This is a genomic window from Pseudomonas sp. No.117 (assembly GCF_054558395.1).
The window spans coordinates 208,340-231,605 of the sequence record NZ_BAAJNP010000006.1 but is presented as its reverse complement, the minus strand read 5'-3'; the positions used below and the strand labels follow the sequence as shown (position 1 = coordinate 231,605).

21 protein-coding genes and 1 pseudogene are annotated in these 23,266 nt (G+C 67.3%); 14 read left to right on the top strand and 8 right to left on the bottom strand.

Going from position 1 to position 23,266, the window contains the following annotated elements; all coding sequences use genetic code 11:
• Positions 1–94 precede the first annotated feature (94 nt).
• The 7 genes from ACYJP6_RS16155 (at position 95) to ACYJP6_RS16125 (ending at position 9,922) form a co-directional block, all read left to right on the top strand.
• Positions 95–1,684, top strand: a complete 1,590-nt coding sequence (locus ACYJP6_RS16155) for a flavin monoamine oxidase family protein (protein ID WP_459476039.1) — start codon at positions 95–97, stop codon at positions 1,682–1,684.
• A 171-nt stretch (positions 1,685–1,855) separates the two neighbouring features.
• Positions 1,856–2,410, top strand: coding sequence for a cytochrome b (locus ACYJP6_RS16150; protein ID WP_459476038.1), 555 nt, complete (start codon positions 1,856–1,858; stop codon positions 2,408–2,410).
• A gap of 34 nt (positions 2,411–2,444) precedes the next feature.
• Complete coding sequence (locus ACYJP6_RS16145) at positions 2,445–3,023, top strand: YceI family protein (RefSeq protein ID WP_181109469.1); 579 nt, start codon at positions 2,445–2,447, stop codon at positions 3,021–3,023.
• Between the two features lie 348 nt (positions 3,024–3,371).
• Positions 3,372–4,565 carry an efflux RND transporter periplasmic adaptor subunit gene (locus ACYJP6_RS16140; RefSeq protein ID WP_459476037.1) on the top strand — a complete coding sequence of 398 codons (1,194 nt, stop codon included), beginning with the start codon at positions 3,372–3,374 and terminating at the stop codon, positions 4,563–4,565.
• 12 nt (positions 4,566–4,577) lie between these two features.
• Positions 4,578–7,712 (top strand): efflux RND transporter permease subunit, encoded by a 3,135-nt coding sequence (locus ACYJP6_RS16135; RefSeq protein WP_459476036.1) that lies wholly within the window; start codon positions 4,578–4,580, stop codon positions 7,710–7,712.
• Position 7,713: 1 nt separating this feature from the next.
• Positions 7,714–9,216 (top strand): efflux transporter outer membrane subunit, encoded by a 1,503-nt coding sequence (locus tag ACYJP6_RS16130; protein WP_459476035.1) that lies wholly within the window; start codon positions 7,714–7,716, stop codon positions 9,214–9,216.
• A gap of 118 nt (positions 9,217–9,334) precedes the next feature.
• Positions 9,335–9,922 carry a YajG family lipoprotein gene (locus tag ACYJP6_RS16125; protein ID WP_459476034.1) on the top strand — a complete coding sequence of 196 codons (588 nt, stop codon included), beginning with the start codon at positions 9,335–9,337 and terminating at the stop codon, positions 9,920–9,922.
• Between the two features lie 60 nt (positions 9,923–9,982).
• Here the strand turns inward: ACYJP6_RS16125 and ACYJP6_RS16120 are convergent, their stop codons facing one another.
• The gene (locus ACYJP6_RS16120; RefSeq protein ID WP_459476033.1) at positions 9,983–11,143 is read right to left on the bottom strand and encodes a 1-acyl-sn-glycerol-3-phosphate acyltransferase; all 1,161 of its coding nucleotides are present in this window, start codon (positions 11,141–11,143) and stop codon (positions 9,983–9,985) included.
• 107 nt (positions 11,144–11,250) lie between these two features.
• Here ACYJP6_RS16120 and ACYJP6_RS16115 point away from each other — a divergent pair, with 107 nt between their 5' ends.
• From ACYJP6_RS16115 to ACYJP6_RS16105, 3 genes are read left to right on the top strand one after another with little or no spacing between them, the layout of a single operon-like run.
• Positions 11,251–11,433, top strand: a complete 183-nt coding sequence (locus tag ACYJP6_RS16115; RefSeq protein ID WP_140221401.1) for a CPXCG motif-containing cysteine-rich protein — start codon at positions 11,251–11,253, stop codon at positions 11,431–11,433.
• Positions 11,433–11,693: a putative signal transducing protein gene (locus ACYJP6_RS16110; protein ID WP_459476031.1), complete on the top strand. Its 261-nt coding sequence runs from the start codon at positions 11,433–11,435 to the stop codon at positions 11,691–11,693. The genes ACYJP6_RS16115 and ACYJP6_RS16110 overlap by 1 nt, the downstream gene beginning before the upstream one ends.
• Positions 11,694–11,703: 10 nt before the next feature.
• Entirely contained in the window at positions 11,704–12,321 is a 618-nt protein-coding gene (locus tag ACYJP6_RS16105; RefSeq protein ID WP_459476030.1) for an SOS response-associated peptidase, read from the top strand.
• A gap of 54 nt (positions 12,322–12,375) precedes the next feature.
• On the opposite strand, the gene ACYJP6_RS16100 is transcribed toward ACYJP6_RS16105, so the two are convergent.
• Complete coding sequence (locus tag ACYJP6_RS16100) at positions 12,376–13,260, bottom strand: methyl-accepting chemotaxis protein (RefSeq protein ID WP_459476220.1); 885 nt, start codon at positions 13,258–13,260, stop codon at positions 12,376–12,378.
• Positions 13,234–13,434, bottom strand: a pseudogene (locus ACYJP6_RS16095) (HAMP domain-containing protein); the annotation flags it as partial. The pseudogene ACYJP6_RS16095 and the gene ACYJP6_RS16100, both read right to left, overlap by 27 nt.
• 1,232 nt (positions 13,435–14,666) lie before the next feature.
• On the opposite strand from ACYJP6_RS16095, the gene ACYJP6_RS16090 reads away from it, so the two are divergent.
• Complete coding sequence (locus tag ACYJP6_RS16090) at positions 14,667–15,488, top strand: M48 family metallopeptidase (RefSeq protein WP_459476029.1); 822 nt, start codon at positions 14,667–14,669, stop codon at positions 15,486–15,488.
• Positions 15,489–15,976: 488 nt separating this feature from the next.
• Here ACYJP6_RS16090 and ACYJP6_RS16085 read toward each other — a convergent pair whose 3' ends face one another.
• A complete protein-coding gene (locus ACYJP6_RS16085) occupies positions 15,977–16,978 on the bottom strand; it encodes a methyltransferase (protein ID WP_459476028.1) in 1,002 nt (333 codons plus the stop codon).
• 29 nt (positions 16,979–17,007) lie between these two features.
• On the bottom strand, positions 17,008–17,967 hold the full coding sequence (locus ACYJP6_RS16080; RefSeq protein ID WP_459476027.1) for a 2-hydroxyacid dehydrogenase: 960 nt from the start codon (positions 17,965–17,967) through the stop codon (positions 17,008–17,010).
• Positions 17,968–18,063: 96 nt separating this feature from the next.
• Between ACYJP6_RS16080 and ACYJP6_RS16075 the strand changes: the two genes are divergently transcribed.
• Positions 18,064–18,654, top strand: coding sequence for an acyl carrier protein phosphodiesterase (locus ACYJP6_RS16075; RefSeq protein WP_459476026.1), 591 nt, complete (start codon positions 18,064–18,066; stop codon positions 18,652–18,654).
• Here the strand turns inward: ACYJP6_RS16075 and ACYJP6_RS16070 are convergent.
• Entirely contained in the window at positions 18,594–19,394 is an 801-nt protein-coding gene (locus tag ACYJP6_RS16070; RefSeq protein WP_459476025.1) for a lysophospholipid acyltransferase family protein, read from the bottom strand. The two genes, ACYJP6_RS16075 and ACYJP6_RS16070, sit on opposite strands and share 61 nt — an antisense overlap.
• The gene (locus tag ACYJP6_RS16065) at positions 19,391–20,119 is read right to left on the bottom strand and encodes a GNAT family N-acetyltransferase (RefSeq protein WP_459476024.1); all 729 of its coding nucleotides are present in this window, start codon (positions 20,117–20,119) and stop codon (positions 19,391–19,393) included. Before ACYJP6_RS16065 ends, ACYJP6_RS16070 begins: the two co-directional genes overlap by 4 nt.
• A gap of 225 nt (positions 20,120–20,344) precedes the next feature.
• Here ACYJP6_RS16065 and ACYJP6_RS16060 point away from each other — a divergent pair, with 225 nt between their 5' ends.
• Positions 20,345–20,830 (top strand): FKBP-type peptidyl-prolyl cis-trans isomerase, encoded by a 486-nt coding sequence (locus ACYJP6_RS16060; RefSeq protein ID WP_427655155.1) that lies wholly within the window; start codon positions 20,345–20,347, stop codon positions 20,828–20,830.
• Positions 20,831–21,195: 365 nt separating this feature from the next.
• Here the strand turns inward: ACYJP6_RS16060 and cysZ are convergent, their stop codons facing one another.
• A complete protein-coding gene (gene cysZ / locus ACYJP6_RS16055) occupies positions 21,196–21,948 on the bottom strand; it encodes a sulfate transporter CysZ (protein ID WP_459476023.1) in 753 nt (250 codons plus the stop codon).
• Positions 21,949–22,249: 301 nt separating this feature from the next.
• On the opposite strand from cysZ, the gene trxB reads away from it, so the two are divergent.
• Positions 22,250–23,224, top strand: a complete 975-nt coding sequence (trxB, locus tag ACYJP6_RS16050) for a thioredoxin-disulfide reductase (protein ID WP_058760179.1) — start codon at positions 22,250–22,252, stop codon at positions 23,222–23,224.
• The last annotated feature ends 42 nt before the right edge of the window (positions 23,225–23,266 follow it).

Below are 23,266 nucleotides of genomic sequence, written 5' to 3'. Positions count from 1 at the left end.
GGGCCGATTGCCGGTCGCGGCGCCGTCTGGCTGCCCCGGGGCCGCTGGCGTATGCTGCGCCACCGCCATTTCCGGTCCCAGGAGTCTAGAAAAGATGTCGTCGCGTTGGACAGGTTTTACCGTCTGCTTGGCAGCCGGCGTATTCGCTACCAGCCTGAGCGCAGGCGCCGCCGAGAAGGTGCACAAGGACGCCCACAAAGAGGTGCACAAGGCCCCGGAAAAGGCGGCTGCCGCCCCTGCGGCGCCCAGCGGTCCCTCGGTGATCGTGGTCGGCGCCGGCATGGCCGGTCTGGCCTCGGCCTATGAACTGCAGCAGGCCGGCTGGAACGTGACGCTGCTGGAAGCCGGCCCCCGCGTCGGTGGTCGCTCCGGGCTCGCCTCCAGCGAATGGATCGGCGATACCCAGGCCCAGCCGGTGCTCAACCACTACCTGGACACCTTCAAGCTCAAGACCGTGGACGCGCCGTCCTTCGTGCGCACCCCGGGCTACCTGATCGAGGGCCAGTACTACTCTCAGGACGACCTGGCGCAGAAGATGCCGGCCGTGGCCGATGCCCTGAAGCGCGTCGACAAGTCCCTGGACGACCTGGCCGCCGCCATCAGCGATCCGCTGCAGCCGACCGCCACCCCGACCCTGCATGCCCTCGACCAGATCAACGCCGCCACCTGGCTGGACAAGCAGAACCTGCCGCCGGTGGCCCGCCAGCTGATCAACCAGCGCATCCGTACCCGCTACGACGAGCCCTCGCGGCTGTCGCTGCTTTACCTGGCCCAGCAGACCCGCGTCTATCGCGGCGTCGACGACAAGGACCTGCGCGCCGCCCGCCTGCCCGGTGGCAGCGAGGTCCTGGCCCAGGCCTTCGTCAAGCAGATCAAGACGCTCAAGACCGACAACAAGGTGTCGAGCATCGTCCAGGACAAGGACGGAGTGACGGTCAAGGCCGGCACTACCGGCTACAAGGCCGACTACGTGGTGATGGCAGTGCCGCTGCGCGCCCTCGGCCAGGTGCAGATGACCCCGGCGCTGGACGCCACCCAGCAGGCGGCGATCAAGGGCACGACCTATGGCTGGCGCGACCAGATCCTGCTCAAGTTCAAGACCCCGGTATGGGACAGCAAGTCGCGCATGAGCGGCGAGATCTACAGCGACCAGGGCCTGGGCATGCTGTGGGTGGAGCCGGACGTGAAGGGCGGTGCCAACGTGCTGGTCAACCTGGCCGGCGACAGCGCGCGCCTGGTGCAGGCCTTCGGCGACAAGCAGATGGTCGACCAGGTGCTGATCCGCTTCCACGCCTTCTATCCCAAGGCGCGGGGGGCCTTCTCCGGCTACGAGGTGCGTCGCTACAGCCGTGATCCGGGGGTGGGCGGCGCCTACCTGGCCTATGGCCCGGGCCAGATCACCCGCTACTGGCGGCTGTGGGAAAAGCCGGCCGGCCGGGTGATCTTCGCCGGCGAGCACACCGATCCGCTGCATCCGGGCACCCTGGAAGGCGCCCTGGCCAGCGGTCAGCGCGCCGCCGGCCAGGTCCGCGACCTCAAGGCCGGCAAGGCCGTGGTCCCGGTGGTCGCCAGCGCCAAGGCGGCGGCCCAGCCCGTCGCTGCGGCCAAGACCACCGAGGCTGCGCCGGCCAAGGACAGTGGCGAGCACGGCTTCTTCTGGAAGCTGTTCCACTGGTCCTTCTGATCCCCGCCTGACCGACGACGCCCGTCCCAGGGCGCCGTCGATGGATCAGCCACGGCGTGTGAGCGGTGGCTGATCCATCGATTCTTTCGATATTGGATTGCGAGTTTTTCCGCTTTCATTCGATACGTTTGCGGCTAGTCTTAGGCAAAGCTTTTTCAGGAGAGAAAAGCGATGCACTGGCGCAACGACGGCCTTCGCTACGGTCTGGTAAGTCTGGTTCTGCATTGGGTCATGGCCCTGGCGATCATCGCCATGTTCGCCTCCGGCCTCTGGATGCGCACCCTCGACTACTACGACACCTGGTACCACACCGCCCCCGAACTGCATAAGAGCGCCGGCATCCTGCTGCTGATCGCCCTGGTGCTGCGCCTGCTCTGGCGCCTGGTCAGCCCGCCACCGCCGGTCGAGGGCAGCCCCCTGGTGCGCCGCGCCGCGGGTGCCGGTCACTTCCTGCTCTATGGGCTGATGCTCACCGTGATGGTGGCCGGCTACCTGATCTCCACCGCCGATGGCGTGGCCATCGATGTCTTCGGCTGGTTCAAGGTGCCGGCGACCCTGAGTGGCCTGCCGGACCAGGCCGACACCGCCGGCAAGATCCATCTCTGGTTCGCCTGGACGCTGATCATCCTGGCCGGCCTGCACGTGCTGGCCGCGCTCAAGCACCACTTCGTCGACCGCGACGGCACCCTGGTCCGCATGCTCGGCCGGGTCCATACGCCGCACTGATCGTCTTTCCTACCACCACATGGAGCTCCATCCAATGCTGAAGAAAACCGTCGCCGCCCTGGCCCTGGGTACCGCTCTGCTGGGCGCTGGCCAGGCCATGGCCGCCGATTACAAGATCGACAAGCAGGGCCAGCACGCCTTCATCCAGTTCCGTATCCAGCACCTGGGCTACAGCTGGCTGTACGGCACCTTCAAGGACTTCGATGGTAACTTCAGCTTCGACGCCAAGGATCCGTCCGCTGACAAGATCAAGGTGACCATCAACACCGACAGCGTCGACACCAACCACGCCGAGCGTGACAAGCACCTGCGCAGCGCCGACTTCCTCAACGTCGCCGCCCATCCTCAGGCCAGCTTCGAGTCCACCAAGGTCACCCCCACTGGCGAAGGCACCGCCGACGTCACCGGCAACCTGACCCTGAACGGCGTGACAAAGCCGGTCACCATCAAGGCCCACTTCATGGGCGAAGGCAAGGATCCGTGGGGCGGCTACCGCGCCGGCTTCGAGGGCACCACCACCCTCAAGCTGAAGGACTTCAACATCCAGAAGGACCTCGGACCGAAATCCCAGGAAGTGGAATTCATGCTGTCCTTCGAAGGCGTGCGCCAGTAAGGCGAACCCTGCGGTTTGTAACCAAAAATGCCGGATTCGTCCGGCATTTTCGTTGCTGGCGGTTCCCGCTGACCAGCCGGTCACCACGTCGTGTCGCCGGCAGAACTCGCTCCCCGCCCCATGGTCTGCTACCCAGGTCGGTCGCGCAGGCCCGAGCGTTATCGGCTTCCCTGGTTTCACGAGCAGTCGCATCGCTGCGGCGGCATACCCGAGCCCGACGCTTGGGTTATTTACAAACAGTCGTGAACGTAAGTATATTTGTCCGATAACAATTCCTATGCTCGAGCCGGTGCGGATCCACGAGGCGCGCTGCGCATGCTCATTTCCCAGCTTTCAAGGACTTTTGATATGCAGATCAAGCCGGCGCATGCCTTTTTCGCTCCCGCCCTGCTGGCCGTGGCCTTGGCCCTGGGCGCCTGCGGCAAGCAGGAGAACAAGGACCAGCAGCAACAGCAGCAGAAGCCTGCGGAAGTCGGGGTGGTGACGATGGAACCCCGCACCGTGACCCTGACCGACGAACTACCCGGGCGCACCTCCGCCTTCCGCATCGCCGAAGTGCGGCCCCAGGTCAGCGGCATCCTGCTCAAGCGGTATTTCACCGAAGGCGCCGACGTCAAGGCCGGCCAGCAGCTCTACCAGATCGATCCGCGTACCTACGAGGCCAACGTCAATTCGGCCAAGGCTTCGCTGGCCCAGGCCCAGGCGACCCTGGCCTCGAACCGGCTCAAGGCCCAGCGCTACGGCGCCCTGGTCAAGGAGCAGGCGATCAGCAAGCAGGAAGCCGACGATGCGCTGTCCGTGCAGCGGCAGAACGAAGCCCAGGTGGAATCGGCCAAGGCCGCCCTGCGCAACGCCGAGATCAACCTGGCCTACACCAAGGTCGCCGCGCCCATTGCCGGCCGCATCGGTCGTTCGATGATGACCGAAGGCGCCCTGGTCACCGCCGACCAGACCACCGCCCTGACCAGCATCACCCAGCTCGATCCCATCTACGTCGACGTCACCCAGTCCGCCACCGACCTGCTGCGCCTGCGCCGTGAGCTGGACAGCGGCCAGCTGCAGCGCGTCCAGGGCGAGAATGCCGCCGAGGTCAAGCTGGTGCTGGAAGACGGCAGTGCCTACAGCCGCCCCGGCAAGCTGAAGTTCGCCGAGGTGTCGGTGGATCAGGGCACCGGCTCGGTGACCATCCGCGCCGAATTCCCCAACCCCGACAAGCTGCTGCTGCCCGGCATGTTCGTGCGTGCCCAGCTGCAGGCCGGCGTGCGCCAGAACGCCTTGCTGGTGCCGCAACAGGGCGTGACCCGCGACATCAAGGGCCAGCCCACCGCCATGGTGGTCAACGGCGAAGGCAAGGTCGAACAGCGGGTGCTCAAGACAGAGCGCACCGTGGGCGCCGACTGGCTGGTGACCGATGGCCTGAAGGCCGGTGACAAGGTCATCACCGAAGGCCTGCAGAAGATCCGCCCCGGCGCCGCCGTCACCGCCAAGCCGGCGAGCAACATCGCCTCCGCCGAGCAGAAGCCGGCGGGTCAGGGTCAGTAAGGGGAGCGCCCGATGTCCAAGTTCTTCATCGACCGGCCCATCTTCGCCTGGGTAATCGCCCTGGTGATCATGCTCGCCGGCATCCTGTCGATCCTTAATCTACCCATCAACCAGTACCCGAACATCGCCGCCCCGGCGGTCTCGATCCAGGTGACCTATCCGGGCGCCTCGGCGCAGACGGTGCAGGACACCGTGGTCCAGGTCATCGAGCAGCAGATGAACGGGATCGACAACCTCAGGTATATCTCCTCGGAATCCAACTCCGACGGCAGCATGACCATCATCGTGACCTTCAACCAGGGCACCAACCCCGACATCGCCCAGGTCCAGGTGCAGAACAAGCTGCAGCTGGCGACGCCACTGCTGCCGCAGGAAGTGCAGCAGCAGGGCATGCGCGTCGCCAAGTACCAGCGTAACTTCATGATGGTGGTGGGCCTGGTGTCCAACGACCCCAGCTTGACCCGCGAAGACCTGTCCAACTACATCGTCTCCAACATGCGCGATCCCATCGCGCGGACCACCGGTGTCGGCGACTTCCAGGTGTTCGGTGCCCAGTACGCCATGCGCATCTGGCTCGACCCGCAGAAGCTGGTGAAGTACCAGCTCACCCCGGTCGACGTCAGCAGCGCCATCCAGAGCCAGAACGTGCAGATCGCCTCCGGTCAGCTCGGCGGCCTGCCGGCGGTCCCGGGGCAGCAGCTCAATGCCACAATCATCGGCAAGACCCGCCTGACCAGCGTCGAGGAATTCGGCAAGATCTTCCTCAAGGTCGACCAGAGCGGTGCCCAGGTGCGCCTGCGCGATGTGGCGCGGGTGGAGCTGGGCGGCGAGAACTACTCCATCGATGCCCAGTTCAACGGCAAGCCGGCGTCCGGCATGGCCCTGCGCCTGGCCACCGGGGCCAATGCCCTGGATACCGCCAAGGCGGTGCGCGCCACCATCGAGCGGCTCAAGCCGTTCATGCCCGCGGGCATGGAAGTGGTCTATCCCTATGACACCACCCCGGTGGTGACCGCCTCCATCCACGAGGTGGTCAAGACCCTGGGTGAGGCGATCCTGCTGGTGTTCTTGGTGATGTTCCTGTTCCTGCAGAACTTCCGGGCCACCCTGATTCCCACCATCGCTGTGCCGGTGGTCCTGCTGGGCACCTTCGCGGTGCTGCTGGCGGCCGGGTTCACCATCAACATCCTGACCATGTTCGGCATGGTGCTGGCCATCGGCCTGCTGGTGGACGATGCCATCGTGGTGGTGGAGAACGTCGAACGGGTGATGGCGGAGGAGGGGCTGTCGCCCAAGGAGGCGACGCGCAAGTCCATGGGCCAGATCCAGGGCGCCCTGGTGGGTATCGCCCTGGTGCTGTCGGCGGTGTTCGTGCCCATGGCCTTCTTCGGTGGCTCGACCGGGGTGATCTATCGCCAGTTCTCCATCACCATCGTGTCCTCGATGGTGCTCTCGGTGCTGGTGGCCCTGATCCTGACCCCGGCGCTCTGCGCCACCCTGCTCAAGCCGGTCAAGCAGGGGCACCACGAGAAGCGTGGTTTCTTCGGCTGGTTCAACCGCACCTTCGAGCGTGGCCAGCATCGCTACGAGCGCAGCGTGGCCGCGGTGATCCGCCACAAGGTGCCCTTCCTGCTGCTCTACGTGCTGATCGTCGGCGTCATGGTGTTCCTCTTCACCCGCATCCAGTCGTCCTTCCTGCCGGAAGAGGACCAGGGCGTGATCTTCGCCCAGGTCACCACGCCGCCGGGCTCCAGCGCCGAGCGGACGCAGAAGGTGCTCGACACCATGCGTGAGATGATGATGAAGAACGAGCCGGGCGTCAGCTCCATGTTCACCGTCAATGGCTTCAACTTCGCCGGTCGCGGCCAGAGTTCGGGCCTGGCCTTCGTCCAGCTCAAGACCTGGGAAGAGCGTCCGGACGCCAAGGACGGCGCCGGCGCCATCGCCGGTCGCGCCATGGGCTATCTGTCGGGCATCAAGGACGCCATCGTCTATGCCATCGTCCCGCCGGCGGTACTGGAGCTGGGTAACGCCACCGGCTTCGACTTCTACCTGCAGGACCAGGGCGGCATCGGCCACGAGGCGCTCATGGCCGCGCGCAACCAGCTGCTCGGCATGGCCGCGCAGAATTCCAAGCTGATGCAGACCCGGCCCAACGGCCTCAACGACGAGCCGCAGTTCAAGCTCATCGTCGATGACGAGAAGGTGCGGGCGCTGGGGCTGTCGCAGAGCGACGTCAACCAGACGCTGTCCATCGGCTGGGCGTCCAGCTACGTCAACGACTTCATCGACCGCGGTCGGGTGAAGAAGGTGTACCTGCAGGGCGAAGCCAGTGCGCGGATGAATCCCGAGGACTTCAACAAGTGGTACGTGCGCAACAGCGCGGGTGAGATGGTGCCGGTGTCGGCCTTCGCCCGCGGCGAGTGGATCTATGGCTCGCCCAAGCTGGAGCGCTACAACGGCATCTCCTCGGTGGAGATCCTCGGTTCCGCCGCGCCCGGCTACAGCACCGGTGACGCCATGGCCGAGATCGAGCGCATGGCCCAGGACCTGCCGCAGGGCGTGGGCATCGCCTGGACCGGCCTGTCCTACGAGGAGCGGCTGTCGGGCTCCCAGGCACCGGCGCTCTACGCCTTGTCGCTGCTGGTGGTGTTCCTCTGCCTGGCGGCCCTGTACGAGAGCTGGTCGATCCCCATCGCGGTCATCCTGGTGGTGCCCCTGGGGGTAGTGGGTGCGCTCCTGGCCACCTACTTCCGCGGCCTGGCTAACGACGTCTTCTTCCAGGTCGGCCTGCTCACCACCATCGGTCTGGCGGCGAAGAACGCCATCCTCATCGTGGAATTCGCCAAGGAGCTGCACGAGGGCGGCAAGAACATCGTCGATGCGGCGGTGGAAGCCTCGCGCATGCGCCTGCGGCCCATCATCATGACCTCCATGGCCTTCATCCTCGGCGTGGTGCCCCTGGCGATCTCCTCGGGCGCGAGCTCCGGGAGCCAGCACGCGGTCGGTACCGGCGTGATCGGCGGCATGCTGACCGCCACGATCCTGGCGATCTTCTGGATTCCGATGTTCTACGTGGTGGTCAGCAGCCTGTTCAAGGACAAGGCCACCCAGGAGCAGGAAGCCCATGGCAAGGAAGGACACTGATATGAAGAAGTCTGTCTTGGCGGTGGTCGTGGGCATGCTGGCGCTGTCCGGCTGCAGCCTGATCCCCGACTACCAGCGGCCCAATGCCCCGGTCGAGAATGCCTGGCCCCACGGCCAGGCCTACGATGCCCTCACGGTCAATCGCGACCAGCAGGCGGCCGACATCGGCTGGCGCGAGTTCTATCGCGACCCGGCGCTGCAACGACTGATCCAGCTGTCGCTGGACAACAACCGCGACCTGCGCCAGGCCGCCCTGAACGTGCGCCTGTACCAGGCGCAATACCGGGTGCAGCGCGCCGAGCTGTTCCCCGACATCGGCGTGACGGGTACCGGTACCCGGACCCGCCAGCCGGAGGACCTGAGCCAGGTCTCCGCCATCCGCGAACTGCTGGCCGGCAACAGCGGCAATGGCGCGGGCGGTGGCGGGGGTGGCAGCATCAGCAGCCAGTACAGCGTCACCCTGGGCTTCACCTCCTATGAGCTGGATCTCTTCGGCCGCCTGCGCAGCCTCAGCGAGCAGGCGCTGCTCAACTACTTCGCCACCAGCGAAGGGCGCCGCAGCACCCAGATCTCGCTGGTTTCGGAAGTGGCCAACGCCTACTACGCCTGGCTCACCGACCAGCGCATGTTGCAGCTGACCCGGGAGACCCTGGAGGCCTACCAGCGCTCCTATGACCTGACCCGGCAGACGGTGGAGAATGGGGTCGCCAGCGGCCTGGATCTTCGCCAGTCGCGCACCGCCCTGGAAGGGGCGCGGGCCAACCTGGCCCAGTACACCCGCCAGGTGGCCCAGGATCGCAATGCCCTGGCCCTGCTGCTGGGTACCTCGCTGCCGGCGGGCCTGCCCCAGGGCAAGGGGCTGGACGGCAAGGACCTGCTCGCCGAGCTGCCGGCCAACCTGCCGTCGGATCTCCTGCAGAAGCGTCCGGACATCCTCCAGTCCGAACTGCAGCTGCGTGCGGCTAACGCCAACATCGGCGCGGCGCGGGCGGCCTTCTTCCCGCGCATCAGCCTGACCGCCCAGGGCGGTACCGCCAGTCGCGACCTTGATGGTCTGTTCAAGGGCGGTTCGGGCTACTGGACCTTCTCGCCGAGCATCAACATCCCGATCTTCACCGCCGGCAGCCTCAAGGCCAGCCTGGATGCGGCCAAGATCCAGAAGGACATCAACGTCGCCACCTACGAGAAGTCGATCCAGACCGCCTTCCGCGAAGTGGCCGATGCCCTGGCGGCGAAGGGCACCTACGACGACCAGTTGCAGGCCCAGCAGGACCTGGTGCAGGCCAGCCAGGAGTACTACGACCTGGCCAACCTGCGCTACCGCCAGGGCATCGACAACTACCTGACGGTGCTCGACGCCCAGCGCTCGCTGTACAGCGCCCAGCAGCAGCTGATCACCGACCGGCTCAACCAGCTCAACACCCAGGTCACCCTCTACAAGGCCCTCGGTGGTGGCTGGCTGGAGCACAGCCAGACGCGGCCGCCCTTGGCGGCCAAGCCCTGAGACCTGGACCAGGAGACGCCGGCCCCGCGCCGGCGTCTTCTTGTGCGGAGTCCCTGTCTATCGACGCCAGTGGGGGGCTGGGTATACTGCCCCCTGTCCCTTTCTTCGGAGTCTCTGCATGCGCTATCGCCTGTTGCTCGGCCTGCTCGCCGCCACTGGTCTGACCCTGGCCGGCTGTGCCAGCAGTCCCCAGCAATTGAGTCCGCAACCCCAGATCACCGCGCCCATCGCCCCGGTCGGCCAGGGCCAGCCGGTCTCGGTCCGGGTGGTCGACGGCCGCTCCTCCTTCACCCTGGGCACCCGCGGCGGTCTCTATCCCGATACCAGCGTGGTGGTGGTGCAGAGTCAGGACGTGATTCCCAAGCTGCAGGCCGAAGCCGAGAAGGCGATCCGCCAGATGGGCTTCACCCCGTCGCCGAATGCCGGCCCCGGCGCGCCCCAGCTGACCCTGACCCTGGCCGAGCTGAACTACCAGTCGCCCAAGGAGCTGTACGTCACCGCCTCCGACGTCGCTGCGACCTTCCAGGTGGACGTGCGCAACAGCCAGCGTGGCTACAAGGGCCGCTATGGTGCCAGCCTCAACCAGAGATTCGGCATGGCGCCCAACGCCGAGGCCAATACCAAGCTGGTCAGCGATGTGCTGAGCGACGCCCTGACCCGGGTGTTCAAGGATCCGACCGTGGTGCAGGTGCTCAGCGGCCACTGAGGCCCTGGCAGCGACAAAAAAGCCCGGCAGGTGCCGGGCTTTTTCATGCCTTAGCTCAGGCTATTCGAGGCCAGCCTGGACACGGTACTTGTTCAGCACCGGCTGGGCGTACTGGCGCACCAGCTGGGGGCGGTATTCCGCCGGGCACTCGGCCAGGCGTCTTTCCCATTCGCCGCGGGCCACCTCGATTTCCTCGGCGGGAAACAGGTCAGTCGCGGCGGGCACCGCCAGTTCCGGGTCGCGGCCTTCCCAGGCGGCATAGGCCAGGTAGCTGGCCGGGAACAGTCGGTAGTGACCGAGGATCTGCCGATCCATCTCCTGGGCCAGCGCCTTGGCGTCCTCGAACTCCCCGCTGACCGGCTCGCCGAAGGCCACGTGCACCCGGCCCTTGTAGCCGGTGATGCCCAGGGCGATGCTGACGTCGTCCTCGCCCGGCGCCTTGGTATAGCCGCCGGTGGTGGCGCGGATGTGCAGTTCGCGGGCCTTGGCCTGGTCGCAGGGATCGAATTCGTAGCTGATGGACACCGGCACGATGTTCAACGCCTTGACCAGTTCGGCGAAGGGCTCGTCCTTGCAGCTCATGTGGAACATCTTGAGGATCGCCGAATCGGTGCGGTCATCGCCGTCCTTGGCCCGGCCTTCGGCCTGGGCGATCCAGATCGACTGGCCATCCTGGCGGATCGAGTGATTGATGTAGGCGGACAGTTGCTGGTACGCCGCCAGCTTTTCGCGCCGGCCGCTGATGGAGCGGTGCACGATGAAGCTCTTGTTCAGCCGCATCAGGTCGCTGACGAAGGGCTTCTGCAGCAGGTTGTCGCCAATGGCGATGCGCGGCGTTGGCAGACCGGCGTGGTAGACGGCATAGTTGACGAAGGCCGGGTCCATCACGATGTCGCGGTGGTTGGCCAGGAACAGGTAGGCGCGCCCGCTGCGCAGCTGCTCGATGCCCGAATAGGTCACGCCGTCCGAGGCCTTCTCGATGGCGCGATCCACATAGGGTTCGAGCTTGTCCTGCAGCGCCGCGACGCTCTGGATGTCGCCCAGCTCCTGGCGCAGGCGGGTACGCAACAGCGGGCGCACCACCCAACCGAGCCCCTTGGACAGGCGCGGAAAACGGTAGCCGGCCAGGATGGCGATGAAGTGCTCGTCGTCGATCAGGCGCGCCAGAACCCCGGGGACTTCCGCGTCGTTATAGGGTCGAATGGCTTCGAACTCGCCCATGGTGTTCTCTTGTAGAAATTCCGGCGGCCATAGTAGTGGGCGTGGCGCCAGATGCAAGCGCCAGGGGCTGGATGGGCGGCGGGATGGCGGTCAAGGAGTGCAGGCAGATGCTGGAAAGCCAGGAATACGATTGCCCCTATTGCGGCGAACCGGGCGAGGTGGTGCTCGACCTCAGCGGCGGTGACCAGGACTACTACGAGGACTGCGCCGTCTGCTGCCGGCCGATCCGTTTCGGCCTGCACACCGATGGCGAGGACTGGAACCTCGAGGTTCGCCGGGAGGACGACTGATGCGGCGCATCTATGAGCCGGGTTCGTTGCACGAGGCCGAGCTGCTGCTGGCGGTGCTCGCCAGTGAGGGCATCAGCGGCTTTCTCGCCGGCCGTCATCTCCTCGGCGGCATCGGCGACCTGCCGGCGGTGGGCCTGCTCGGCCTGCTGGTCGAGGATGAGGAGGCCTCGCGCGCGCAGGCGTTGATCGCCGCGTACAATGCCGCCACGCCCCTACCCGGAGAGGATCCCTCTCCCGAGCAGGGCATCTTGGTCTGCTAGAAAGGTTTTCATGTCCGGACGCTACGCCCTGTTCCGCTGGCCCGCCGAATTCGCCGCCCTGGCGGGGTTTCCCGACAAGCATCCACCGCGCTGGAACATTTCCCCTCATCAGCAGGTATTGCTGCAGCGACGGACCGCCGAGGGCGAGCGGGTCGACAGCGGTCGCTGGGGGCTGACCCCGCCCTGGCTCACCGATCTTTCCCGCACCCCCACCCACGCCCGCGCCGAAAGCCTGGCCACCCAGCCGATGTTTCGCGAGCCCTTTCGCCTGCGGCGCTGCCTGCTGCCGGCCAACGGCTTCTACGAATGGCGTGGCAACCACCGCAAGCGCCCCTACTGGATGCTCAATGGCGAACCCCTGGCCTGGTTCGCCGCGCTCTGGGAGGCCTATCCGGCCGGGGACCAGGTCTGGCTGTCGGTGGCCATGGTCACCCAGGCCGCCGGCCCGCTGCGGCGGCCGATCCTGCTCGACGCAGCGGGTCGCGCCCTCTGGCAGGATCCAGACAGCACCCCCGAAGCCCTGCAGGAGGTATTGACGGCCGGCGGCATGCCACTGCGCGAGCGGGTGCTGGCCGACATCGTCAACCGGCCCGAGGTGGACGGGCCGGAGTGTTTGACGCCGTTGTAGACGTGGCCCTTTCCCAGACAGAGAGGAGGCGGCTTGGCACACGAGGGGAGGGGGCTAGACCCTGAACCGTCCCGCCAGTTGGCGTTGCTGTTCGGCCAGTTCGCGCAGCTGCTGGCCGGCGCGGGAGGCGCTATCGGCTTCGCCGTGGACCGCCTGGGCGCTCTGGCCGATGTTGACCACGTTGCGATTGATGTCCTCGGCCACTGCGCTCTGTTCTTCCGCGGCGCTGGCGATCTGCAGATTCATGCTGGTGATCTCGCTCACCGCCGCCAGGATGGTGTCCAGGGCGCGGCGAGTGGCCTCGGTCTGGGCGACCTGGGTGCTGGTCTGGGCGCCGCTGGCCTGCATCACCGTCACCGCCTCGCGAGTGCCCTGCTGCAGGCGCTGGATCATGCTCTGGATCTCGCCGGTGGCCACCTGGGTCTTTTGCGCCAGGTTGCGCACCTCGTCAGCCACCACGGCGAAGCCGCGGCCCTGCTCGCCGGCCCGTGCTGCCTCGATGGCGGCGTTGAGCGCCAGCAGATTGGTCTGCTCGGCGATGCCGTTGATGGTGGTGAGGATGGAGCCGATGTTCTCGCTGTCCTCGGCGACTCGGCGGACCCGCTCCACCGCGCGCTCGATTTCCTGGGCGAGAGCAGCGCTGCTGGCGACGTTCTGCTGCACCAGCCGCTGGCCTTCGTTGACCGCGCCGTCCGCCTCGGTGGCGGCTCGCGCCGCGCGACCGGCATTGCCGGCCACGTCCTGGGCGGTGGCGGTCATCTCCTGCATGGCGGTAGCCAGCTGGTCGATCTCCTGCAGCTGGCGCTGCACGCCGTCGCGGGTGCGCTGGGCGATATGGGAAGTGTGCTCGGCCGCCGAGGCCACTTCGCCCACCGAGCGGATCAGCTGGCCGATGAGGCCTTGCAGCGAGGCCAGGAAACGGTTGAAGCCGCCGGCCATGGCGCCAACCTCGTCGCGGCGCCCGGTGGCGAGGCGCTGGGTGAGGTCACCGTCGCCCTGGCCGATGGCGTCGAGCATGGTCACCATCTGCCGCAGCGGCCGGGCGATGCGCAGGCTGATCAGCCAGAGCACCAGCAGACCGGCGCCAGCCACCGCCAGGCCTACCAGCAGCATGCCGATCACGTCCTGGTGGCGTTGGCTGCCCAGGGTGTCCTTGAGGCTGTAGAGGTCTGCCAGCACGGCCTCGCGGGGCAGCTCGATGATCAGCGTCCAGACCTGGCGATTGTCACCGGCGAAACGCAACGGCAAATAGACTTGGTAGCGCTCGCTCTGGGCGTCGAAGCGGCGGGTGACGCCTTCGCCCAGGTCCTTGAGTCCGGCCAGGGTCGCGCCCAATACCGGTTCGGCTGGCTGGCCCAGTTGGCTGGCGTCGGCGGTGTAGGCGACCAGGGTGCCGCGGCCGGCTACCAGGGCCATGCGGCCCACGCCGCCATACAGGCGGCCGTTGGCCTTGACCAGCTGGCGCTGGATGAAGTCCAGCGGCACGTCGGCACCGACCACACCCTTGAAGGCGCCACCGACCAGGATGGGTACATTGAAGGAGGCGATCAGCACCTGCTGCTCATTGACCGTGTCGGGCATGGGATCGAGCACACAGGCGGTGTGATTTTCCCGCGGACAGAGATAGTACTCGCCTTCGCGAACGCCCGACGGCAGCCGGGTCTGGCTTTCCACGGTCGGGCCGATCGGTTCCACCGTCACGTCGCCGTCGAGGGTCTTGTGCCACCAGGGGGTGAAGCGGCCCTGTTCGTCGTAGCCAGTGGCGGCCTCACCCCGATGGCGCTCGTCCTGGCCGTCGATGGCATTGGGTTCCCAGACGGTATAGAGGCTGAGGAGGCCGGACTGACGCTTCAGGCTCTGGCCCAGCAGGCGGACCAGACTCTGACGATCCAGCTCGACCTGCTGGTCGCCCGGACTGCCCATGGCCACGTTGAGTTGTGCCAGTTGATTGGCCAGTTGCAGGGGAACGTCCAGTTGGCGTTGCAGCTGGTTGCCCACGGCCTCGGCCTCGGCCGTGAGCCGGGCCTCGGCGGCAGTGGCGGCCAGGGCCTCGGTATGGCTGTCCACCAGGGCACGGGTGCGCTGACCGGCGAAGAGGGTGTAGGCGATCAGGGCAGCGACCACCGCCAGGATGCAGGCGCCGGCCAGCAGGGTGATGGAGGTGCGGATGGAGCGGGAATTCATGGGGGACTCCGGGGTGTTCGATACCGGGAGCTATCGGCGCTGACGCCTATCCATTGAGGCCTCCGGTCGCCTGGCAGGAGAACGTTGCCGGGCGTTACCGGACATTGCCGGCCCTGATGACCCTCTCTATTCTGTATCCGCCTCGATACCTGGAGATTCCTATGCGCCGTATCCTTCCCCTCGCGGGCCTGTCCTTGAGCCTGCTACTGGTCGCCTGCCAGACCGTCAATACCACCTCGGGTGGCGCGGTCGGGGTGCAGCGCAAGCAGTACATGTTCAGCATGCTGTCCGAGCAGCAGGTCAACCAGATGTACGCCCAGTCCTATGCCAAGACAGTCAGCGAGGCCAAGACGGCGGGCAAGCTGGCCAACGACAGCGCCGACGGCAAGCGCGTGGCCGCCATCGCCAAGCGGCTGATCCCGCAGACCGCGGCCTTCCGTCCGGACGCGGTGAGCTGGGACTGGCAGGTCAACCTGGTGCAGAGCGACGAACTCAATGCCAATTGCGGTCCGGGCGGCAAGATCTTCGTCTACAGCGGCCTCATCGATCAGCTCAAGCTGACCGACGACGAACTGGCGGCGGTGATGGGCCACGAGATCGCCCATGCCTTGCGCGAGCACAGCCGCGAGCAGATGTCGCGGGCCTATGCCATCCAGATGGGCGAGAACCTCGGCGGTGCCCTGCTGGGGGTCGGCCAGGGCGGCATGCAGCTGGCCGACCAGGTGTCCCAGGTGGCCCTGACCCTGCCGTTCAGCCGCGGCAACGAGAACGAAGCCGACCTCATCGGCCTGGAGCTGGCCGCCCGTGCCGGCTACAACCCCAATGCCGCCATCACCCTCTGGCAAAAGATGGCCCAGGCCAGCCAGGGCCAGCAGCCGGCGGAATTCCTCAGCACCCACCCCTCGGATGCCAATCGCACCAAGGCCTTGCAGGCGGCGATCCCCAAGGTGATGCCGCTGTACGAGGCGGCGAAGAAGGGCTGAGGTCTTTGGGGCCTGGGGGTGGGGCTTCCCTCACCCTAACCCTCTCCCAGAGGGAGAGGGGACTGGTTCGGTAGTTGGGACGAGCGCCTTGCAAGCCTAGGTAGCCCCCTTTGGCGGTGGCTTCCCTCACCCCAACCCTCTCCCGGAGGGAGAGGGGGCTGGTTCGGTGGGTCGGGTTAGCGCCGTGCAGGCCTAGGCAGCGCCTTTTGGCGATGGCTTCTCTCACCCCAACCCTCTCCCGGAGGGAGAGGGGCTGGTTCGGTGGGTTGGATTTAGCGCCGTGCAGTCCTAGGCAGCCCTTTTGGCGATGGCTTCCCTCACCCTAACCCTCTCCCAGGGGAGAGGGGACTGGTTCGGTGGTTGGGATGAGCGCCGTGCAAGCCTAGGCAGCGTCCTTTGGCGGTGGCTTCCCTCTCCACGACCCTCTCCCAAGGGGAGAGGGGGCTAGCTAGGTAGGTTAGCGCTGAACGTAGCGAAGCCCAACAGCGCTAGCGTCGCCGGGCGCTGTAGACCTTGAAGCCGTCGCGCTCGGCGAGGGTGCGGCAATTGCCGAAGGCCGCCTCGATCAGCGGTGGATAGCGCAGGAAGCTGTTGGCCACCAGGCGCAGTTCGCCGCCAGGCCGCAGGTGGCGTACGGCTTCGGCGAGCAGGGTCTCGGTGGTGCGGTAGTCGGTCTTCACGCCGCTGTGGAAGGGCGGATTGCTGACGATGGCGGCGAGCCCTGTGGGCGCCGCGGCGATGCCGTCGCCGGCGATCACCGTACCGGCCAGGCCATTGGCCGCCAGGGTCTGGCGACTGCTGGCCACCGCGAAGGCATCCACGTCCAGCAGGTGCAGGGTGCTGGCGGGATAGCGCCGGGCCAGGGCCGCGCCGACCACGCCCGCACCGCACCCGAAGTCCAGTACCGCGCCTTCGGGCAGGCCGTCGAGGTGCTCCAGCAGCAACGCCGTGCCCACATCCAGCCGGCCGTGGCTGAAGACGCCCGGCAGGCTGAGGATGTCCAGCGCCAGGCCGGCCCGGGCCAGCTGCTGGCGTTGCAGCCAGGCATCCGGCTGCGGATCGGCCGAGGATCGCGGTCCCGGCACCACCCACAGCTGGCAGTGGCGGGCGCTGTCGAGCTTGCTGGCCGTGCCGAAGGCACCCAGCTGCCGTGCGGCGCGCTCGATGCCGGCTTTCTTTTCACCCACCAGGTAGAGCTGGCCGCTGGCGGGCAGCCGATGGCTCAGCGCGGTGAGCAGGAAGTCGGTGGCCTCCCGGGATTTGGGCAGGAACAGCACGGCGTCGGTGAAATCGCCCGGCGGCGGCTCGATACCGAAGCTGCAACGCCCCGGATAGCGCGCCAGCAGCGGGTCGGCTTCGCCGGCATGCCAGCTCCAGCCGCTGGCCGCGGGCAGGACGCCGAGCAGGTCGTCGGCCGGCAGCCCGGCCAGCAGCAGGGCGCCGCCGAAGCGTTCGGGATGACGGAGAAGGACTTCGCTGCGCGGATCCATGGAGGCTACCTGGCAAAAAAGCGCGAACTTTAGCAGACCACCCGCTGCGGCGTGCCGGCGAAATGGCCGCGTCCGTTCTCGGCGAGCTGGCCGATGATACGTTGCCGGGCTTCGCGACTGCCCCAGGCGTTATGCGGGGTGACGATCAGCCGCGGGATGTCCCCGGCCAGCAGCGGATTGCCCTCGCGCGGCGGCTCCACGCTGAGGACATCGGTGGCGGCACCGGCCAGGTGCCCGCGGCGCAGGCAGTCGGCCAGGGCCTGTTCGTCGACGATGCCGCCCCGGGCGGTATTGACCAGGAAGGCCGTGGGTTTCATCGCCGCCAGCTCGGCGGCACCGAGCATCCCGCGGGTCTGCTCGGTGAGTGGGCAGTGCAGGGTCAGGGCGTCCACCTGCGGCAGCAGCTCGGCCAGCGGCAGGCTTCCGGGGCGCGCCGGCCGCCCGGGCAACTGGCCCACCAGGGTACGCATGCCGAAGGCCTCGGCCAGACGTTGCACGGCGCTGCCCAGCTCGCCCAGGCCGAGCAGGCCGAGGGTCTTGCCCTCCAGTTCGACGATGGGGTGATCGAGGAGGCAGAACTGGCTAGCGCTCTGCCAGCGGCCGGCGCGGACGTCCGCCTGGTAGTCCGGTAGCCGCGTGGCCAGGGCCAGCAGCAGCGCCAGGGTGTGCTGGGCGACCGAGGGGGTGCCATAGCCCTGGCAGTTGCAGACGCGTACGCCCTGGGCGCGGGCGGCGTCCAGGTCGACATTGTTGGTGCCGGTGGCGCTGATCAGCACCAGCTTCAACTCCGGGCAGGCGGCGAAGACCGCGGCGTCCAGCGTCACCTTGTTGATCAGGGCTACCTGGGCCCCGGCCAGCCGGGCGGCCACCTCCGCCGGCGCCGTGGCCGCGTGCAACTCCAGCTCGTCGAACGCCGCGCGCAGGGGCGCCGGATCCAGATCACCCAGGTCGAGGGAGGCATAGTCGAGGAACACGGCGCGAACGGGCATGACGACTCCAGCGTGAACGAAAAGAGGGAGTCCGAGCCTAGCAGCCGTGGGTCGTCCAGGAAAACCTCCGGTCCATGGCTGGAGTATGCTGGCGGGATGAATTATCTCGCGCATCTGCACCTCGGCGGCCCTGGTCGAGAGGATCGACTCGGCAGCCTCTACGGCGATTTCGTCAAGGGTTCGGCCGACGCCTGGCCGGCGGGCATCGCGGCCGGTATCCGGCTGCACCGGCGTATCGATGTCTACACCGACGACCATCCCCTGGTGGCCCGGGCCAAGGCGCGCCTGCCCGCGGCGCGCCGACGGGTCGCCGGGCTGCTGGTGGATGTGTTCTTCGATCATTGCCTGGCGCGGCTCTGGCACGACTATGCCGACCAGCCCCTGGCGGGCTTCGTCGCCGACTGCTACCGCACCCTGCTCGCCGAGCCGGAGCTGCCACCGCGCCTGGCTCGCATCGCGCCGCTGATGGCGCACCAGGACTGGCTGGGCAGCTATGTCGACTTCGCCGTGCTGGAGCGGGTAGTGGAGGGCATGGCGCGGCGACTGTCGCGCCCCGAGTTGCTGGCCGGTGCCTTCGCCGAGCTGGACATGGCGTACGACGGCCTGGTGGAGGACTTCCGCGCCTTCTATCCGCAGCTGCAGGCCTTCGCCGCGGCCGAGCGCGCGGCGGCGCGGCTGACCGGCTGAATTCCCAGCCGCTCGGCGATGGCCGCCTGGCACTGACCGGCCAGCACCTGGCGCGGTTGGTCCTGGGACGGCACGGGCGGCAGGAATTCGATCCTCAGGGTGGTACCGCCGTTGTCCAGCAGCCGGCGCAGATGGCTGACCAGGTCGTCGTCGCCGATGAAGGGAGCCGCCTCGTCACGGCGACCCGCGCGCCAGTAGCTCAGGGCCACGGGTTGCAGCGGGGTGCCGGTGGCGATGGCCGGACTCAGCAAGCGACCATGAAAGGTCCGGAGCTGGCTACCGTCGGTGGTGGTGCCTTCGGGAAAGAGCATCAGCGACAGACCCTGGGTCAGGCGCGCCGTCAGCACTTCCCCCAGGGCGTCGCCGCGCTCGGCGCCCCGCTGGATGAACAGGGTGCCGGCCGCGCGGGTCAGCCAGCCGGCGAAGGGCCAGGCCGCGACCTCCGCCTTGGACAGGAAGCTCAGGGGCCGCAGGCTGCCGAGGCCGACGATGTCGAGCCAGGACACGTGGTTGGCCAGCCAGAGGTGGGTGTCCCGCGGCACCTCGCCGCGCACGTCCAGGCGCAGGCGCAAGGCCCGGGTCAGGGCCTGGAAGAAGCAGCGGGTCAGGCGCTGGCGCAGCGCCAGGCAGGGGCGGCGGGTGAGGGCCGTCGCCAACGCCACGGTCAGGGCGAACAGCGTCCCGAGCAGCAGCGCGGCGAGCACCGGCAGCAGGCGCAGCGACAGGCGCAGGCGCCTCACACCGCGGCCTTGAAGTGACGGGCATAGCGCGGACAGAGGTCCTCGCGCCGCAGCAGGATGAACACATCGGCCACGCCGAACTCGGGATCCCAGCAGGGCGCACCACAGACCTGGGCGCCCAGGCGCAGATAGGCCTTGAGCAGCGGCGGCAGTTGCACCTCCAGGTTGTCCGGCACGGCGACGAAGGGCAGCGGCCGGCGCGGGGTGGCGCGGATCGACGGGGTACGCTCGTCCCGTGCGGCCTGGCGCAGCAGGGCGGCGGCCTGCAGGCCGCCGTCGGCCATGGGGACGCTGGCACAGCCCATCAGGTAGCGATAGCCGCCGCAGGCCAGGATCTCGGCCAGTTCCGCCCACAGCAGGGCGATGGCCGCACCGGTGCGGTGGCCAGGCGCCACGCAGGTCCGGCCGATCTCCAGCAGTGGCCCCTGCAGTCGCTCCAGGCCGTCCAGCTGGAATTCGCTTTCGCTGTAGAGACTGCCCAGCTGTTCGCGGCGGCGGCCATCGAGCAGGCGGGTGGTGGCGATCAGCTCGCCGCTGCGCAGGTCGCGCACGCCCAGGTGCAGGCAGTGCGGATCGAAGGCGTCGTGATCGAGATCGTCGGCAAAATGCACGCCGTAGGTGCTGCTGAATACCGTCGCCCTGAGGCGCTGGGCGGCGCGGATGTCCGCGGTGGTCGACAGGCGTTCGGCGCGAAGCGCGGGCGGTGCGGACACGGGACTCGGCATGGCAGGGCTCCTGCAGCGGGTGTGTAGCAAACCCTAGGTAGCCGGCATGACAGCGCCGTGAAGCGGTGATGGCGATTGCGTGACGAGCGGTCGATCACCGTTGCAGAGGCGGCGTCCAGATACCTTCGCGCGCCATGGGGCTGACCGAACGCATTCGCAATTGCTAGGTTGGACGCGTAGACTGATGCGTCAATCCTAATTTTTCCCAGCATGAAGGTTCTGGCCATGCAGATCGCGGCGAACACGGCGGTATCCATCGATTACACCCTGACCAACGACGCCGGCGAAGTCATCGACAGCTCCGCTGGTGGTGCTCCGCTGGTCTACCTGCAAGGGGCGGGCAACATCATTCCCGGCCTGGAGCGCGCCCTGTCCGGCAAGCAGGCCGGCGACGAGCTGAAGGTGGCCATCGAGCCGGAAGACGCCTACGGCGAATACAGCCCCGAGCTGGTCGCTACCCTGGGCAAGGAAATGTTCGAAGGCGTGGACGAGCTGGAAGTGGGCATGCAGTTCCATGCGTCCGGTCCGGACGGCGCCATGCAGATCGTCACCGTGCGTGACATCGACGGCGACCAGGTCACCGTCGACGGCAACCATCCCCTGGCCGGCCAGCGCCTGAACTTCGCCGTCAAGGTGGTCAACGTGCGCGCCGCCAGCGACGAAGAAATCGCCCATGGTCACATCCATGGCGAGGGTGGTCACCACCACTAAGCCTGGCGACAGGCTCCCACGACGCCCGTGTCCGGCCTTGCCGGCACGGGCGTCGTCGTTTCTAGGGATGCCGGGTTGCGCTGGCCCTCACCCTAACCCCCTCCCAGGGGGAGAAGGAGCTGGCTGGATGGTGCGGCGTAGGGTGGATGACGGCGCAGCCTCATCCACGGAGGCACGATGGCCGCGTGGAAAACGCTACGCGGTTTTCCACCCTACCGGGCTGGATGGGTGGTGTTGACGGGACGCGTCGTAGGTTGGGTTTAGGCGGCTTCATCGCCGAAGCCCAACAGCCAGGCCGAACTCGCGTGCCGTTGGGCTTAGCTGCGCTCAACCCAACCTACGGTAGAAATTTCAACGGGCGGGATTCAGGAGCGCACCACCAGCGCCTGGTTGCCTTCCTCGCGCACCCAGAACAGCGTCGCCCCAGCTACCGCGGCGGGCATGAAGAGAGCGTTCAGTCCGGGTACCAGCAGGGCCAGGTAGGTCACGCCGCCGAAGCCCAGGCAGCGCAGGCGGCGGGTACGCAGCCAGGCCAGCATGCTGCGGAAGTCCAGCTTGTGGTTGTCGGCCGGGAAGTCGATGTACTGCACCGCCATCATCCAGACGCCAAACAGGATCCACAGCGGCGCGGCGACCAGGTTGAGGCCGGGGATGAAGGTCAGCACCAGCAGGCCCAGGGCGCGCGGCAGGTAGTAGCCCAGCTTGCGCAGTTCGCGCTGCAGGGTACGGGGCACCATGGTGACCAGTTCGGTGAGGTTGAACGGCGGGAAGTCGTCCTGCCCACGCACCATGACCTCGACCTTTTCCGCCAGAAAGCCGTTGAAGGGCGCCGCCACCAGGTTGGCGATCATGGTGAAGGTGAAGAAGATAATCGCCAGCAGCAACAGCACGAACAGCGGCCAGAGCAGCCATTCGATGAAACCGGCCCAGGCCGGCAGGCTCGGCATCAGCTGGTTCAGCCAGCCGTCGAATTCGCGTACGGCGAAGGTGAGGATGGCGGCGTAGAGCAGCAGGTTGATGGTCAGCGGGATGACCACGAAGCGGCGCATGCCGGGGCGGGTCACCAGGCGCAGGCCTTCGGCGAAGTAGGCGGAGCCGGACAGCGGAGCGACAGCCATGGACTTTCCTGACGAGTGGCGGGAATGCACAGCTTACCTCAGGGCTCCATTGCCGCAGCGGTCGACATAGGCGCGCCCTATGGTCTGGATTTAGAATGGTCGCTTCTGTGGAGAGGCTGCGCCCGTTAGGCTGAGCTCCATCCCTGGACCCGGTGTCCGCCTAGCTCGGCGCCGGTCGCGCCCTCGCCAGGAGCGATGGGCGCTGCGGAACGGCTCCGCACGAACCCCGGCCGGCGCGCCAGACAGGCGCGCGGGCCATTTCACTCTTAGGTCTGCCGGAGACCCCGGCAGGGAGAATGTCATGTCAGAAGCCAGCACCTCGCGCCATTCGCGCCTCATCATCCTCGGTTCCGGTCCGGCCGGTTACACGGCGGCGGTCTATGCCGCCCGTGCCAACCTCAAGCCGCTGCTGATCACCGGCATGCAGATGGGCGGCCAGCTGACCACCACCACCGAGGTCGACAACTGGCCGGGCGATCCCCACGACCTGACCGGTCCGGCGCTGATGGAGCGCATGCGCGAACACGCCGAGCGCTTCGAGACCGAGATCGTCTTCGATCACATCAATGCCGTGGACTTCGGCGGCAAGCCGTACACCCTCAAGGGTGACAGCGCCACCTACACCTGCGATGCCCTGATCATCGCCACCGGTGCCAGCGCCCGCTACCTGGGCCTGGCCAGCGAAGAGGCCTTCATGGGCAAGGGCGTCTCCGCCTGCGCCACCTGCGACGGCTTCTTCTATCGCAACCGTGAGGTGGCGGTGGTCGGCGGCGGCAACACCGCGGTCGAGGAAGCCCTGTACCTGGCCAACATCGCCAGCAAGGTGACCCTGATCCACCGCCGCGAGACCTTCCGCGCCGAGAAGATCCTGCAGGACAAGCTGCGCGCCCGGGTCGCCGAAGGCAAGATGGCGCTCAAGCTCAACGCCAGCGTCGACGAGGTGCTGGGTGACAACATGGGCGTCACCGGGGTGCGCATCAAGAACAACGACGGCAGCACCGAAGAGCTGCAGGTGGCCGGTCTGTTCGTCGCCATCGGCCATACGCCCAACACCGGGCTGTTCGAAGGCCAGCTGGAGACCCACGACGGCTACCTGGTGGTCAAGGGCGGTCGCGAGGCCAATGCCACCGCCACCAACGTACCGGGCGTGTTCGCCGCCGGCGACGTGGCCGACCATACCTACCGCCAGGCCATTACCTCGGCTGGTGCCGGCTGCATGGCTGCCCTGGACGCCGAGCGCTATCTGGACGGCCTGGGCGATCTGCAGGTCCTCTAGGGCTCAGCTGCAAACGAAAAACCCCGGCACTGGCCGGGGTTT